Here is a 13,551-nt window from a genome sequence, read left to right on the forward strand (position 1 = left end):
CGGAAAGCACACCTTATTCATGGATTAAGACACGGAGCATCGCAAAACCTCCTGCTTCACTTCACGGCGTACGAAATTCCGTGTACAAGATTCAGGAGAAACCCAATGTTCCGTGTTCGTCGGCAGTTCGCCGCGCTCGCGCTGACCACCGCCGCCCTGGGGGCCACGGCCGCTCTGGCGGCACCCGCACACGCGGCCGGGGCCACGGCCAGGGTCGTCGGCGGGATCGTGATCATCCAGGGCACGACCGGCAACGACAGCATCGACGTCGTGCAATCGGGCAACAGCGTGCGGATCAGCTCGGTCCTGCACTCGGTCACCTCGGGCGGCGCCCCCTGCGTCCAGTTGGGGGCCGTCGTGTCCTGCCCGGCCACGCAGCTGACGGTCCAGGCCAGGATGGGGTCCGGGGACGACGTCGTCCGCGTCAGCTCCACCACCATCGACACGACCCTGATCGGCAACGCCGGGACCGACAGGCTCTCCGGCGGGTCCGACAGGGACTTCCTCGACGGCGGCCCCGGGAACGACTTCCTGTCCGGCAACGCCGGCGTGGACAGCGCCCAGGGCGGCGACGGCTTCGACTCGTGCACGGCCGAGACCGAGGTCAACTGCGAGAGCTGAGTGATCGGCGGCCCTCCCGTCCCGGGGCGGGAGGGCCGCTTCGCGCGCCTGCCGTTAGGGTGTGCTGATCACGCACTGACCCGAGTCGAACGGATGCCGCATGACGATCTCCCCGCTTCCGGTCACCCGCAGGGGGCTGCTCAAGCTCGGCGCCGGAGTCGCCGCCACCACCGCGCTGGCGCCCGCGCGGGCCGCCTCGGCCGCCGAGGGCCGCTTCGAGCTGACCGCCCCGTCGACGTCGCTGATCTGGCGCAAGGCCCTGTACGACGAGACGGTCATGCAGTCGTTCGCCATCGACAACGCCCACGGCCACATCTACACCGTCCAGGTCAAGAACGGCGCGGGCTCGGACGCGGCCGGCCACCTGTGCGTGACCAAGCTGAGCCTGTCGGGCACGATCCTCGGCCACATGTACCTCATGGGCTTCGGCCACGGCGTCCAGATCGGCGTGGAGCCGTCCGGGTCGTCCGCCTACCTGTGGACGGAGACCGACGGGGTGTCCAGCGACGGCAGCTCCCGGGGCACCAGGCTGTGCCGCTTCAGGTTCGTCAACGGGCAGACGCTGACCACCTCGTCCTCGGCGCTCACCAAGTACTCGCCGGTCGCGGGCGCCTCCAACACGACGTGCACGATCGACCCGTCCACCGGCCGCCTGGTGATGCGGTACTGGGACGGGGGCTCGTTCCGGTTCGCGGTGTTCTCGCTGGCGTCGGTCAAGGCGGGCTCGCCCCAGAAGCTGCACGACATCGCCCAGCCCGGCGGCCTGGGCACCTTCCAGGGGTACGCGGCCTACGGCAACTTCGTCTACATCCTGACCGGCAACTCCTACGACATCAGCCCGCCCCCCGGCAACACCTACCTCACCTGCCTGGACCTGCGGACCGGGGATCAGGTGCAGCGGGCCAGGAGCGTGGCGGGCAAGTCGCTGAACTTCCGGGAGCCGGAGGGCATGGGCATCCAGATCGTCTCGGGGGCGCCGCGGCTGTGCCTGGGCCTGGCCTCCGAGCCGGGGCCGCGGCTGGCGAGCATCTTCTACAAGACCGAGCTGATCTGAACCGGGGCGGCCGGGCCGTGCGGGCTCACTGCCCGGGGAACTCGAACCGCGGCGCGTCTGGGGTCAGGATCGCCGACTTCGGGGTGACGGGCCACAGGCCGTTGAGCTCGTCGGTGAGCGTGGCCAGGAGCGAGCCGACGTCCCTGGCCGCCGTGTCGTGCAGGGCCTCGGCGACGATCAGCACGTTCGCCGTCGAGTCGCGCACGGCCGAGTGGCCGCTCTGGCGGTTGGTCCAGCGGCGGGCGTGCGCCCTGCCCTCCGCGTCAGCGAAGATCACTTCGCCTGCCGGCGGGTGCTCCGTCTCGCCGCCGAAGGTCAGGTACGTCTCGTCGCCCGTGGCGTGCCGCACCTCCACGTACGAGGTGATCCTGGAGACGTCGAAGACGGCGACGGGGATCGCGTAGCTGACGGAGACCGCGTTGCACAGGTCGATCAGGGGATGGAGGCGCGGGAGCGAGCCCTCCTTCCTGAAGCGGCGCAGCAGGGCCTCCGAGGCGCATCTGTACTGCGTCGGCTTCAGCCCCATCCTGGTGAAGGCGCGCCGCCACGCCTGGATCTCCGGCAGCTCGCCCTCGGAGGCGCCCGCCAGCCTGGCGGCGGCCCGCTCGGCGTGCGCGGCGATGCGGGCGTCGAGGGCGGCACCCGGGCCGACAGCGGCGGTGATGCCCTCGGCGTAGAGCGCCCCCGGGACCAGCTCGGGGAAATCCCGCCAGATGTCGCTCGAATGCTGGAAGAACACGTGCACCCCATCGTCGTGGCCGCTCTGGCTGGGCATCACGATACTCCGATCACCCCGTCAGGCGGTGGCGGCCGAGCGGGCGCGGCGCGCGGCCAGGGCGTAGCCCGCGCAGGTCAGCGCCGCCAGGACGGCCGCCACCAGCAGGGGCCGCCCGATGACGCCCATGACCGCCACCCCGAGGGTGGCGCCGACCTGGCGGAAGGCGTTGAGCACGCCGCCCGCCGCGCCGGCCGTGCCGGGCGGGGCACTGTTGACCATCCCGGCCATCAGGGCGGGCAGCACGAACGACAGGCCGAAGCCCAGCACCACGAGCCAGGGCGTCAGCACGCCGGTGAGCGCGGTCCCGGCCAGGCCCGCCGCGACGAGGGCCAGGCCGCCGAGGATCGGCGGGCGCGGGCCGTAGCGGGCCACCAGGCGGCCGGTGAGCAGGGGATTCACCGTCATGGGCAGCGTGAGCGGAAGGAAGGCCAGCCCGGTGGCCATCGGGCTCAGGTGACGGGTGTCCTGCAGGAGCAACGTCAGCACGAACAGGGCGCCGGAGAAGGCGAAGTTCGCCACCGTGCCCGCCAGCAGCTCCGGCCAGGTGGCGGCGAGCAGGCCGCCGGGCAGCGCGGGCGCGTGGCTGCGCCGCTCCGCGAGCACCAGGGCGGCCAGGACGGCCAGGGCCAGCAGGCCGGCCACGGGTGCGGAGCCGATCAGGGCCTCGGCGACAAGGCCGAGGAAGACGCAGGCCAGGACCTGGACCCACCAGTCGATGACCCGGCGGCCACGCGGCGAGACGACCCTGCGCATGGACAGCAGGCTGATCAGCGCGATGGGCGGGTTGAGCAGGAAGACGGCGCGCCAGCCGTACAGGTCGACGAGGACGCCGCCGAGCAGCGGCCCGGCTGCCAGCGCGCTGCCCGTGATGGCCGCCCACAGGCCGGTGGCGCGGGCCCGGGCGGCGCGCTCCGGGAACATCTCGGCGAGCAGGCCGAGCGAGCCGCCCGTGCAGAGCGCGCCCGCCACCCCGAGCAGGGCACGCAGGCCGATCAGCACGCCGAGGTCGGGGGCGGCGGCGCTCAGCAGCGAGACCACGCCGAAGGCCGCCACGCCGAGCTTGAAGACGCGCGCCGCGCCGTACCTGTCGGCGACCGCTCCCCCGGTCAGCAGGCAGGCGGCGAAGGCCACCGTGTAGGCGTTGACCGCCCACTGCTGGCCGGCCGCCGAACCGCCGAGCGAGGCCCGCAGGTCGGGCAGCGCGATCGTCAGGACGGTGGTGTCGAGGATCACCAGGAAGTAGGCGAGGGAGAAACCAAACATGCCCCTCAGCCTGCTGAAACGCGGCATCGTGCCTCAACAGGCGCAGCCGTGGGGAGCGTTCGGGAAAACCGTATGCTGGCAGGCGTGGAATTGCGGCATTTGAGGAGTTTTGTGGCAGTGGCCGCGTCCGGCTCCGTCACGGCGGCCGCCAACAGCCTGGGCCTGGCCCCCGCGTCGGTGTCGGAACAGGTGCGCAGGCTGGAGGCCGGCCTCGGGGTCCCGCTCTTCGAGCGGACACCCCGGGGCATGCGGCTGACCGAGCCCGGCACCGCGCTGCTGGCGCGGGCGCAGGGCCTGCTCGACCACGCCGACGAGGTGCGGCGGGCCGTGACGGGCGCGCGCCGCCGCGTGCGGATCGGCGCGCTGGAGATGCTGGCCGCCGCCAAGCTCCCCGCCGTGATCCGCCGCCTCGCCGAGCGCCGTCCCGACCTGGACGTGAGCGTCGAATCGCACACCAGGCAGCCGCTGCTGGAAGCGGTGGCGGGCGGCAGGCTCGACGCGGCGCTGCTCCTGGACCTGGGCGACCGGGTCGGCGGGCTGGGGTTCGACCGGCCCGCCGGGATGGACCACGTGGACCTGGGCGAGGTCCGGCTGTCGCTGGTCGCGGCGCCCGGCGGCGATCGGGAGCCGCTGCTGGTGAGCCCGCCCGGCTGCTCGATCCGGCTGGCGGCCGATCAGGTGTTCGGCACGCAGGTGCCGCGCAGGGAGCTGACCAGCATCACCACCGCGCGCGAGTGGTCCAGGCAGGGGCTGGGGGCCGCGCTGCTGCCGGACTTCGCCCTCGGGACGGAGGTGGACTCGGGAGCGCTGGTGGAGCTGGATCTCCAGGCGCCCGCGCTGGCGCTGCGGCTGGTCTGGATGCGCGAGCGCGAGCCGTCCCTGCGCGACGTCCTGTACGCCATGAGCACGGCGTGAACCGGGATCACGGGCGCCTGAGCCGGTAGAGCACGTGGCGCCGGAGCGGGCTGCCCTCCGGCACGCGCGGATGGTCGAAGTCCTCGGCCGGGTCCCTGGTCATGCCCAGGCGCCGCATCACGGCCTGGGAGCGCACGTTCGTCACGGCGGTCATCGAGATGATGCCGTCGAGCCCCGCCTCCTCGAAGGCGTACCGGGCCGCCCGCCTGGCGGCCTCGATCGCGTACCCGTGCCCCCAGGCCGGGCGCGCCAGCCGCCACCCGATCTCCACCGCGGGCAGGAAGGGCGCCTCGAACGTCTGCAGCGCGAGCCCCGTGAAGCCGATGAACTCCCCGCTCTCCCGCACCTCCAGCGCCCACAACGAGTAGCCCAGCCGGTCGAACTGCGCCTCGATCCTGTCCACCAGCCCGTCGCTCTCCGCGCGCGTGAGCCGGGCGGGGAAGTGCTCCATCACCTCGGGGTCGGCGTTCATGGCCGCGAAGGGCGCCCGGTCCTCCTCGCGCCATCTGCGCATGATGAGCCGTTCCGTCTCCATCCGGTCCAGCGTACGCGGCTCAGCGCCGCGGCCTGATCCCGGTGATGCGCCGGAACACGTCCCACCAGAACGGCGCCCCGAACAGCAGCGCCACGTACGTCAGCAGGAAGCCCGGCCAGTGACTCGGCGTGATGATCCGGTCCCACCACACCGGGAAGTTCCCCTGCACGCTCGGCTCGCCCTGCGCCGGGATCGACACGCTGACCATCGCCTGCCCCATCATCTTGACCAGGGCGGGCTCGCTGAGCAGCTCAGTCACGCACGGCACCGGGTCGCCGCCCGTGCACTGCCGCCTCAGCTCGTCGTACGCATCGGGCCCCGCCTCGGCCACGGCCGTCACCGAGGTCCGGTAGGCGTTGTCCCGCAGCAGCGTCTTGGCGTACTCGAACCCGTCCATCGAGAACAGCAGCGTCACCACGGCGCCCAGCACGGCCACCACCCACTTGACGTAGCGCCTGTACAGCATGGACAGCCGCTGCATCTCCCCGTCGAACCAGCTCTCCACCCCCTTCCTGAACCGGTCGAGGTCGCCCTGCGCGCTCTCCCACACGCCCTTGAGATGGCCGTACAGCGGGCTGTCGACCTTCCGCAGCTTCTCCAGGAACTTCGGGATCTCCCCGTTCTCCATCGTGGCCAGCTCCATCACGGCCACCGCGAACCGTTCGGGCGGGATGTTCGCGATGCTCGTCCTGCCCCGCTTGCCGTGGTCGATCTCCCTCACCCGCGCGTAGAGCAGATCCATCATCATGGAGTCGCTGGTCTTCGTCTCGGGCATCCTGCCGACCTCGACGGGTGCCGGCCTGTCGCTGTGCCTCGGACGGGGGTCGCGCCCGAACGGCAGCACGAGCAGCACGTCCCGGACACTGCCGGGCAGCCACGACGGCGCCTTCGCCTCGACCCCGTCCATGGTGTCCCTGAGGTAGGCCCACAGGAACTTGCTGCGGATGGACAGCACCCGCACGAACGCCTCGTTGAGCCCGCTCACCAGCAGCGACAGCAGCAGGAACGCCACCACCAGGCCGAGGGCCAGATCCACGTAAACGGATAACACGGCGCTTTACTACACCCACGCCGCGTGTCACCGCAATGACGCACGGCATTGCCTTCGAAGGTCAGGCGCCGTAGAAGACCCGGTCCACCACCTTGCGGGCCCGCCGCGTGACGCGCCGGTAGTCGTCGAGGAAGTCCTCCGAGCCGTCCGGCGGGTACCCGAGCGTCTGGGCGAGCATCCTGCGCTCGCTCGCGTCGCGCGGCACGCTGTCGCCCGGCCGCCCCTTCACCAGCATGATCGCGTCCCGCACCCGCGACGCGAACCGCCACGCCTCCGCCAGCACCGCCTCGTCGGCCGGAGCCAGCAGCCCCTCCCCCACGGCCGCCCGCAGCGCCTCCAGTGTGCGGGTGGTGCGCAGCGACGGCCGCGCGCCGGCGTACCGGAGCTGCAGGAGCTGCGCCACCCACTCCACGTCCGACAGCCCGCCGGGCCCGAGCTTGGTGTGCAGGGCGGGGTCGGCGCCGCGCGGCAGCCGTTCGGCCTCCATGCGGGCCTTGAGCCGCCGGATCTCCCTGACCGCGTCGTCGGGCAGGCCCCCGCGCGGGTAGCGCAGCTCGTCGATCATCGCGGTGAACGCCGCGCCCAGCTCGGCGTCCCCGGCCGAGAACCGGGCGCGCAGCAGCGCCTGCGACTCCCACGGCGACGACCAGCGGGAGTAGTAGGCCCGGTACGAGGCCAGCGTGCGCACCAGCGGCCCTTGGCGCCCCTCCGGGCGCAGGTCGGGGTCGATGAGCAGGGGCGGGTCGGGGGCGGGCAGCGACAGGAGCCTGCGCAGCTCGTTGGCGACGGCGAAGGCGGCGTCGGTGGCCTCGCGCTCGGCCACGCCGGGCAGCGGCGAGTGCACGAACATGACGTCGGCGTCGCTGGCGTACGAGCACTCCAGGCCGCCCAGCCGGCCCATGGCGATGATCGCGAAGGAGGTGACGTTCGCGGCCTTGCTGAGTGCGGCGTCGAGCGCGGCCTGCAGGGTCACGTCGTTGAGCCGCGACAGCGCGGTTCCGACGGTCTCGATGTCGACCAGGCCGGAGATGTCGGCCACGGCCGTGCGGAACAGCTCCTTGCGCCGCAGCGCCCGCACCGCCGTGACGGCGGTCTCGGGATCGCCCGTGTACCGGGTGACCGCGGCGGACGCCTCGCCGAGCAGCGACTCCGGCGGGCGCACGGCCAGCTCCTCGTCGGAGCCGAGCATGGCCACCGCGTCGGGGGCGTGCATGAGCAGGGTGGTGGCGTAGCGGCTGGTGCCCAGCACCCGGGCCATCCTGGCGGCCACGGCGGTCTCGTCGCGCAGCAGCCGCAGGTACCACGGCGTGCTGCCCAGCTTGTCGCTGACCTGCCGGAACCCGAGCAGCGCCGCGTCGGGGTCGGGCGTGTCGGCGAACCAGCCGAGCATGACCGGCAGCAGCGTGCGCTGGATGGCGGCCCGCCTGGACACGCCGGTGGACAGGTTGGCGATGTGGCGCAGCGCGCCCCTGGGATCGACGTAGCCGAGCGCCTCCAGCCGGGCCGCCGCGGCGGCGGTGGACAGCCGCGCCTCCGACTCCGGCAGCCGCGCCACGGCCTGCAGCAGCGGCCGGTAGAACAGCTTCTCGTGCAGCCGCCGCGCCTCCATCGCGTGCCGCCGCCACCGCGCCGTGAACTCCCCCACCGGGTCGGCCTGCATGCCCAGCGCCCGGCCCAGCCTGCGCAGGTCGGCGTCTTCCGTGGGCACGATGTGGGTGCGCCGCAGCCGGTGGAGCTGCAGCAGGTGCTCGACCTGCCGCAGGAACGAGTACGCCTCCGCCAGCCCGCGCGAGTCGTCACGGGCGACGTAGCCGCCCCGCGAGAGCGCCGCCAGCGCCGGGAGCGTGCCCCTGCGGCGCAGCAGCGGATCGAGCCTGCCGTGCACGAGCTGCAGGAGCTGCACCGCGAACTCGATGTCGCGCAGCCCGCCTGGCCCGAGCTTGAGCTGCCGCTCGCCCTCGGCCCGCACGTGGGCCTCGACGCGGCGGCGCATGGCCTGCACGTCCTCGACGAAGTGCTCGCGGGTGGCGGCCGTCCAGACCATCTCGTTGACGGCCTCGACGTAGGCGGCGCCCAGCTCCAGGTCGCCCGCCACGGGCCTGGCCTTGAGCAGCGCCTGGAACTCCCACGTCTTGGCCCAGCGGCGGTAGTAGGCGAGGTGGCTGGTGAGCGTGCGGACCAGCGGCCCCGAGCGGCCCTCTGGGCGCAGCCCGGCGTCCACCTCCCACAGCGAGCCCTCGGGCGTGGTCGTGGAGCAGGCCCGCATCATGGCCTGGGCCAGCCGGGTGGCGGCGCGCAGCGCCTTGGCCTCGTCGGCGCCCTCCCTCGGCTCCGCCACGAAGATCACGTCGACGTCGCTGATGTAGTTGAGCTCCCTGGCGCCGCACTTGCCCATGCCGATGACCGCGAAGCGGACCTCGTCGGCCTCGACCTCGGTGCGGGCGATGGCGAGCGCGGCCTCCAGCGCGGCGCCCGCCAGCTCGGACAGCTCGGCGGTGACCTCGCCGAGCGTCGCCTGGCCGGTCAGGTCGCGGGCGGCCAGGTGCGCCAGGCGGCCCCGGTAGGCCACGCGCAGCGCCGTCAGCGCGCCGGTGCCGCCCTCGGCCGCGCGGGGCTCGCTCTCCCCGGGCTCGGCGCCGACCGCCCGCAGCAGCTCGGCCCTGGCCTCGCCCAGAGCGGGCTCGGCCAGCCGGGCCACCTGGCCGGGATGGCGGACGAGGTGCTCGCCGAGCGCGGCGCTGACGCCGAGCACGGCCAGGAGCCTGCCCTTGAGCCCTTCGTCGGAGCGCAGGGCGTCGAGCACGGCCGGCTCGCGCTCGATCAGGCGGGTCAGCGAGACCAGGGCCTGATCGGGGTCGGCCACGTCGACCAGGGACTCCAGGATGTCGTCCAGGCCGGCCTCCGACTGGCGGACGAGCTGCGCCGCCCTGGCTCCGTCGGCGAAGCCGAGCTTCGCGAGCCGCGCGGCGGTGGATTCGATCCTGGGCACGCCTCCATCTTGACAGCTCTTGCGCGTTTCGCCGTAACATGCGAACGCAACGTTGCGTTGCGTTTTGCGCGAGGCGAGGAGGATGTGATGGGACGGGTTCCCGCGGGGGTGGCGTGGGGGTTGCTGGCCGCCTGGGCGGTGCACGACGCCGAGGAACTGGCCACCATGGCGCGGTGGACGCGGACGGCGCGGCCCCGGCTGGAGGAGCGCCTTCCGCGGGTGCCGTGGGAGCGGATGGAGATGTCGCAGGCGCACGCGGGCGTGGCCGTCGGGCTGATGGGCGGGCTGATGGCCGTGGCCTCGGGGCTGGGGGCGCGTACGGGCGGGCGGAGCGCGGTGTTCCAGGCGGCGCTGGCCGGGTTCGGCGTGCACGGGGTGGTGCATCTCGCGCAGGCGGCGCTGTTCCGGGGGTACACGCCGGGAATGGTGACCGCGCCGGTCGTGGTGATCCCCTACTCGGTGTGGGCGTGGCGGCGGCTGCGGCGGGCCGGGGTGCCGGCGCGCGGCCCCGGGGCGGCCGTGGCGGCGTTCCCGCTGCTCCTGGCGGGCGTGCACGCCCTGACCGCACGCCGGGCGAGGCTCAGGCGTTCCTGACCACGTCCGCGAACGCCCGCGCCACCGGGCGCCAGGTCGCCACGAGGTCGCTCTCGGCGGCCTTGACCTCGGCGTTGAGGTCCTCGGCCGCGTCCAGGTCCGACCCCGCCGTCCACGAGGCGAAGATCTCCGGCGTGGCCTCGGGGTGGAACTGCACCGCCCAGGCCGCCTCGCCCAGCCGGTAGGCCTGGTTCGGGTACTGGGAGCCGGTCATCAGCGGCACCGCCCCGTCGGGCAGCCGCGTCATGGCGTCCTGGTGGTACTGCACGGCAACGGCGGCGCCGATGCCCGACAGCAGCCGGTCGGAGGCGGCGGCGGGCAGCGCCACCACCTCGCGGGCGCCCACCTCCAGCCCGTTCGCGCCGCGCTCGACGGTGCCGCCGCAGGCCATGGTGAGCAGTTGCGCGCCCAGGCAGACGGCCAGGGTGGGGGTGGCGTCATCGACGGCCCGGCGGAGCAGGTCGCGGGTGGCGGGCTGCCAGGGGCTGCGCTCGTCCTCCCAGGCGGCCGCCGCGCCGCCGAGCACGATCAGCCCGTCCTGCGCCCGGGCGGGGACCTCCTGCCCCAGGTACGGCCGCACGACCTCGCAGTCCAGCCCCAGCCACTGCGCGAGGTAGCCGAGCCCGGCCTCGGCCTCGTGTTCGATGACGGTGATTCGCATATGCGTAATTATGTGGTGTTTATGAGGATTGATGAGGTCGACGGGCTGCGGATCGCCACGTTCGGCACGGGACCGCGCACGATCATCGCCGTCCACGGCATCACGGCGTCCCTGATGGCGTGGGCCGCGGTGGGCCGGCGGCTGCCGGACGGCTGGTCACTGGTGGCCATGGACCTGCGCGGGCGCGGGCACAGCGCGTCCCTGCCCGGCCCGTACGGGCTGCCGAGACACGCCGAGGACGTGCTGCGCGTGGCCGACCACGTCGGAGCGGGGCCGGACGCGGTCCTGACGGGGCACTCCATGGGCGCGTACGTGGCGGCGCTGGCCGGCGCGCGGCGCGCGTTCGCCAGGGTGGTGCTGGTGGACGGCGGCATCCCGCTGCCGCCGATCCCCGAGGGCACGGACCCCGACGCGGCACTGGAGGCCTCGCTGGGCCCGGCACTGGCCCGGCTGCGGCAGACGTTCCCCTCGGCGGAGGCGTACGTCGGCTTCTTCAAGGCGCACCCCGCCTTCGCCGGCCGCTGGAACGCCGACGTGGAGGCGTACGTGCGCTACGACCTGACGGGGCCCGAAGGCGCGCTGCGGTCGCGGGCGGCGGGCGAGGCGGTGCTGGAGGACGGGCGGTGGCTGCGTCTGGAGCGGGAGGCCATCGCGGCGGCGCTGACGGCGATCACCTCGCCGCTGTACCTGCTCAGAGCGCCGCGCGGGCTGCTCGACCAGCCGACAGGGATGCTGCCCGACGAACTGGTGCGGCCGTGGGCGGACCGGCTGCCCGGGCTGCGGGACGAGGTGGTGCCGGACTGCAACCACTACACGATCCTGTTCGACGAGCGATGCGTGGCCACGGTGGTGGACCGCCTCACCTCGCCGGCCTGACGTCCCGACGGCGAAGGCCCCCGAGCGGCGGCTCGGGGGCCTTCGTGCGAGCGGTCTAGCGTGGCGCGATCCACGTGGCGCGGGCGGCGGCGACCAGCGTGCCGTCCACCTCGTAGATGGCGCTCTGGCCGTACATCTTGCGGCCGTCGCGCCCGGTCGGGCGGGCCACCACCGAGTAGCGGCCGCCGGGCAGCACCGGGCGGTTGATCTGCACGGCCAGGCGGCCGAGCAGGGCGCTCTCACCGGGGCCGAAGTGCGCCCAGCCGGTGATGCAGTCGAGCACCGCGCCCACGATCGAGGCGGGCACGCCGTCCTCGCCGCTCACGGTGAACGGCACCCGCCAGCCGGCCGCCACGAGGTCGGTGCCCTCCACCGGGCCGGGGAAGATGCGCAGGCCGTCGCCCGGCTCGCGCAGGCCGCAGGCGAAGCACTCCGCGAACGGGTGCGCCTTCAGCCCCGCGAACCCGGCCTCGGCGCGGGCGGCGTCGTTGAACGGCACGAATCCGGGGCCCTGCAGCTCCTCGGCCACGGGGATCGCCTCGACCAGCAGCTTGTCGCCGTGCGAGAGGGAGACCGTGTTGGCGACGTGCTCCAGCCGCAGCTCCGTCTCCAGCGGCGTGGGGGCGTGCAGCGTGACCTCGACGGCTGATCGTCCACCGTTCAGCGCTTCGGCCATGGTGCCGGCGATCCAGCCGCCGTTGGCGACGCCCACGGGACCACGGAAGCGCTCGGGAACGGTCAACACGGTCTGCAGGGCAGCCGTCGTCATGCCACACCCTCCTATATCGCCACGCCAGGCGAAAAGTCCGGAAATATCATAAAGAGCAGGCCGATTTTACTGGACGCCCGGTTTACCTAGGATGCGGGGGTCCGGTGGCCGCTCGGTACGTCTCCATAACGCCTTGAAGGGGCCCGAAACTTCCCTCCACCGGGTAACGAGACGCTAGGCGCCGCACATCGCTCGGATGTGACTCGGGGGTCAGAAGCAACGAAAATCGGCCTCACTCCGAACCGCTCCGGGAGTGAGGCCGATCAAGGCGTTGGCAGTACCTTAACGAGGTTTCCCGCCTGCCGCGACCAAACGGCCGATTCTCCCCGATCAAGGAGCGTCGTGCGCGTCTCGGTTCATCCTCGGAGAGGCTGGGACCACACGCCCTATGCTGGCGCGGCAGAGGTAGCGTAGGGCGCACCGGGCGGGGGAGGGTGTTGCGTGTGGACGGGGCGAGGCTGCGGTATCCGCCGGGAGCCCTGGTCATCCTGACGGGGCTGCCGGGAGCGGGCAAGACCACGCTGCTGCGCCGCCTGTACGGCATGCACGGCGCCGAGAGCCTGCCCGTCACCTCCGGCGCGGTCGTGGTGATCGACTCCTCGCAGTCCAGGCGGCACTGGGACGGCCGGATCACCTGGGCGCCCTACCCGGTGCGCCGCGCCGTGGTGTTCGTCACCCACCTGACCCGTATCCGGCAGGCCCTGACCCAGGGCCACTCGGTGGTCGCGCACAACCGGGGCTGCGGCCCGTACGTGCTGCGCGGCTTCGCCTGGCTGGCCCGCCGGTACGGCGCGGGCTTCCACCTGCTCCTGCTGGACGCGCCGCCCGGCGAGGCGCTGGCGGGGCAGCGGGCCAGGGGCCGGGTGGTGGCGCCCAGGACGTTCGCCCGGCACCAGCGCAGGTGGGACAGCCTGCTCGCGCGGGTCAAGGGCGGTGACCCGGCTCCGGCGGCCGGGGCGTACATCGTGAACCGGGCGGAGGCGGGGCTGCTGGAGGCGATCGTGTTCGATCCGGCGCCGGGTGTCGATCCGCGCCCGCGCCGTTCGTACAAGGGCTGAGCGGAAGGAGCGAATCCATGCAGCGATACGTGCTCACCATCTACCAGCCCGACGGCGAGCCTCCCGGCCCCGAGATCCTCGAACCGATCATGCGTGACCTCGGCGCGCTGGAGGAGGAGATGAAGGCCGCCGGCGCCTGGCTCTTCTCCGGCGGGCTGCGGCCGCCCGGGGAGGCGGCCGTGCTGCGCCCGCGCGGCGGCGAGGTGCTCACCATGGACGGCCCGTACACCGAGGGCAAGGAGCACATCGGCGGTTTCACCGTGATCCAGGCGCCCGGCCGGGACGCGGCGCTCGACTGGGGCCGCAAGCTGGCCGCGGCGAGCACGCTCCCGATCGAGGTGCGGGAGTTCTGGGGCTGAGCGCGAGCCGAGGGCCCTGCCACCACCG

General features: G+C 73.3%; 14 protein-coding genes. 7 read left to right on the forward strand and 7 right to left on the reverse strand.

Features of this window, described 5'->3' with window-relative positions; all coding sequences use genetic code 11:
- The first annotated feature begins 105 nt into the window (after nucleotides 1-105).
- Both ACBJ32_RS12560 and ACBJ32_RS12565 read left to right on the forward strand, forming a co-directional pair.
- Nucleotides 106-621 (forward strand): hypothetical protein, encoded by a 516-nt coding sequence (locus ACBJ32_RS12560; protein WP_357865676.1) that lies wholly within the window; start codon nucleotides 106-108, stop codon nucleotides 619-621.
- A gap of 100 nt (nucleotides 622-721) precedes the next feature.
- Nucleotides 722-1,675, forward strand: a complete 954-nt coding sequence (locus ACBJ32_RS12565) for a teichoic acid biosynthesis protein C (protein ID WP_375126825.1) — start codon at nucleotides 722-724, stop codon at nucleotides 1,673-1,675.
- 25 nt (nucleotides 1,676-1,700) lie between these two features.
- Here the strand turns inward: ACBJ32_RS12565 and ACBJ32_RS12570 are convergent, their stop codons facing one another.
- Both ACBJ32_RS12570 and ACBJ32_RS12575 read right to left on the reverse strand, forming a co-directional pair.
- Nucleotides 1,701-2,450, reverse strand: coding sequence for a B3/4 domain-containing protein (locus ACBJ32_RS12570; protein WP_375126826.1), 750 nt, complete (start codon nucleotides 2,448-2,450; stop codon nucleotides 1,701-1,703).
- Nucleotides 2,451-2,471: 21 nt separating this feature from the next.
- Nucleotides 2,472-3,716, reverse strand: coding sequence for an MFS transporter (locus tag ACBJ32_RS12575; protein WP_375126827.1), 1,245 nt, complete (start codon nucleotides 3,714-3,716; stop codon nucleotides 2,472-2,474).
- Nucleotides 3,717-3,788: 72 nt separating this feature from the next.
- On the opposite strand from ACBJ32_RS12575, the gene ACBJ32_RS12580 reads away from it, so the two are divergent.
- Complete coding sequence (locus ACBJ32_RS12580) at nucleotides 3,789-4,631, forward strand: LysR family transcriptional regulator (protein WP_375126828.1); 843 nt, start codon at nucleotides 3,789-3,791, stop codon at nucleotides 4,629-4,631.
- Nucleotides 4,632-4,638: 7 nt separating this feature from the next.
- Here ACBJ32_RS12580 and ACBJ32_RS12585 read toward each other — a convergent pair whose 3' ends face one another.
- The 3 genes from ACBJ32_RS12585 to ACBJ32_RS12595 all read right to left on the reverse strand — a co-directional run bounded on the left by ACBJ32_RS12585 (nucleotide 4,639) and on the right by ACBJ32_RS12595 (nucleotide 9,206).
- Nucleotides 4,639-5,166: a GNAT family N-acetyltransferase gene (locus ACBJ32_RS12585; RefSeq protein ID WP_375126829.1), complete on the reverse strand. Its 528-nt coding sequence runs from the start codon at nucleotides 5,164-5,166 to the stop codon at nucleotides 4,639-4,641.
- A gap of 19 nt (nucleotides 5,167-5,185) precedes the next feature.
- Nucleotides 5,186-6,202, reverse strand: coding sequence for a hypothetical protein (locus ACBJ32_RS12590; protein WP_375126830.1), 1,017 nt, complete (start codon nucleotides 6,200-6,202; stop codon nucleotides 5,186-5,188).
- A 76-nt stretch (nucleotides 6,203-6,278) separates the two neighbouring features.
- Nucleotides 6,279-9,206: a bifunctional [glutamine synthetase] adenylyltransferase/[glutamine synthetase]-adenylyl-L-tyrosine phosphorylase gene (locus tag ACBJ32_RS12595; RefSeq protein ID WP_375126831.1), complete on the reverse strand. Its 2,928-nt coding sequence runs from the start codon at nucleotides 9,204-9,206 to the stop codon at nucleotides 6,279-6,281.
- An 87-nt stretch (nucleotides 9,207-9,293) separates the two neighbouring features.
- On the opposite strand from ACBJ32_RS12595, the gene ACBJ32_RS12600 reads away from it, so the two are divergent.
- A complete protein-coding gene (locus ACBJ32_RS12600; RefSeq protein WP_375126832.1) occupies nucleotides 9,294-9,800 on the forward strand; it encodes an HXXEE domain-containing protein in 507 nt (168 codons plus the stop codon).
- On the opposite strand, the gene ACBJ32_RS12605 is transcribed toward ACBJ32_RS12600, so the two are convergent.
- Complete coding sequence (locus ACBJ32_RS12605; protein WP_375126833.1) at nucleotides 9,787-10,461, reverse strand: type 1 glutamine amidotransferase; 675 nt, start codon at nucleotides 10,459-10,461, stop codon at nucleotides 9,787-9,789. The genes ACBJ32_RS12600 and ACBJ32_RS12605 overlap by 14 nt on opposite strands.
- Nucleotides 10,462-10,482: 21 nt before the next feature.
- Here ACBJ32_RS12605 and ACBJ32_RS12610 point away from each other — a divergent pair, with 21 nt between their 5' ends.
- Entirely contained in the window at nucleotides 10,483-11,337 is an 855-nt protein-coding gene (locus tag ACBJ32_RS12610) for an alpha/beta hydrolase (protein ID WP_375126834.1), read from the forward strand.
- Nucleotides 11,338-11,392: 55 nt separating this feature from the next.
- Here the strand turns inward: ACBJ32_RS12610 and ACBJ32_RS12615 are convergent, their stop codons facing one another.
- Nucleotides 11,393-12,106, reverse strand: a complete 714-nt coding sequence (locus tag ACBJ32_RS12615; protein WP_375126835.1) for a PaaI family thioesterase — start codon at nucleotides 12,104-12,106, stop codon at nucleotides 11,393-11,395.
- A 443-nt stretch (nucleotides 12,107-12,549) separates the two neighbouring features.
- Between ACBJ32_RS12615 and ACBJ32_RS12620 the strand changes: the two genes are divergently transcribed.
- Both ACBJ32_RS12620 and ACBJ32_RS12625 read left to right on the forward strand, forming a co-directional pair.
- Nucleotides 12,550-13,164 (forward strand): ATP-binding protein, encoded by a 615-nt coding sequence (locus ACBJ32_RS12620; RefSeq protein WP_357865653.1) that lies wholly within the window; start codon nucleotides 12,550-12,552, stop codon nucleotides 13,162-13,164.
- 17 nt (nucleotides 13,165-13,181) lie between these two features.
- Nucleotides 13,182-13,523, forward strand: a complete 342-nt coding sequence (locus ACBJ32_RS12625) for a YciI family protein (RefSeq protein ID WP_375126836.1) — start codon at nucleotides 13,182-13,184, stop codon at nucleotides 13,521-13,523.
- The last annotated feature ends 28 nt before the right edge of the window (nucleotides 13,524-13,551 follow it).

The organism is Nonomuraea sp. GTA35 (assembly GCF_041950525.1).
GTDB lineage: Bacteria > Actinomycetota > Actinomycetes > Streptosporangiales > Streptosporangiaceae > Nonomuraea.

Bases quoted from the DNA above. Each gene is read 5' to 3' on its own strand.
- ACBJ32_RS12560 (WP_357865676.1), top strand. From the start codon at position 106: ATGTTCCGTGTTCGTCGGCAGTTCGCCGCGCTCGCGCTGACCACCGCC.
- ACBJ32_RS12565 (WP_375126825.1), top strand. From the start codon at position 722: ATGACGATCTCCCCGCTTCCGGTCACCCGCAGGGGGCTGCTCAAGCTC.
- ACBJ32_RS12570 (WP_375126826.1), bottom strand. From the start codon at position 2,450: ATGCCCAGCCAGAGCGGCCACGACGATGGGGTGCACGTGTTCTTCCAG.
- ACBJ32_RS12575 (WP_375126827.1), bottom strand. From the start codon at position 3,716: ATGTTTGGTTTCTCCCTCGCCTACTTCCTGGTGATCCTCGACACCACC.
- ACBJ32_RS12580 (WP_375126828.1), top strand. From the start codon at position 3,789: ATGCTGGCAGGCGTGGAATTGCGGCATTTGAGGAGTTTTGTGGCAGTG.
- ACBJ32_RS12585 (WP_375126829.1), bottom strand. From the start codon at position 5,166: ATGGAGACGGAACGGCTCATCATGCGCAGATGGCGCGAGGAGGACCGG.
- ACBJ32_RS12600 (WP_375126832.1), top strand. From the start codon at position 9,294: ATGGGACGGGTTCCCGCGGGGGTGGCGTGGGGGTTGCTGGCCGCCTGG.
- ACBJ32_RS12605 (WP_375126833.1), bottom strand. From the start codon at position 10,461: ATGCGAATCACCGTCATCGAACACGAGGCCGAGGCCGGGCTCGGCTAC.
- ACBJ32_RS12610 (WP_375126834.1), top strand. From the start codon at position 10,483: ATGAGGATTGATGAGGTCGACGGGCTGCGGATCGCCACGTTCGGCACG.
- ACBJ32_RS12615 (WP_375126835.1), bottom strand. From the start codon at position 12,106: ATGACGACGGCTGCCCTGCAGACCGTGTTGACCGTTCCCGAGCGCTTC.
- ACBJ32_RS12625 (WP_375126836.1), top strand. From the start codon at position 13,182: ATGCAGCGATACGTGCTCACCATCTACCAGCCCGACGGCGAGCCTCCC.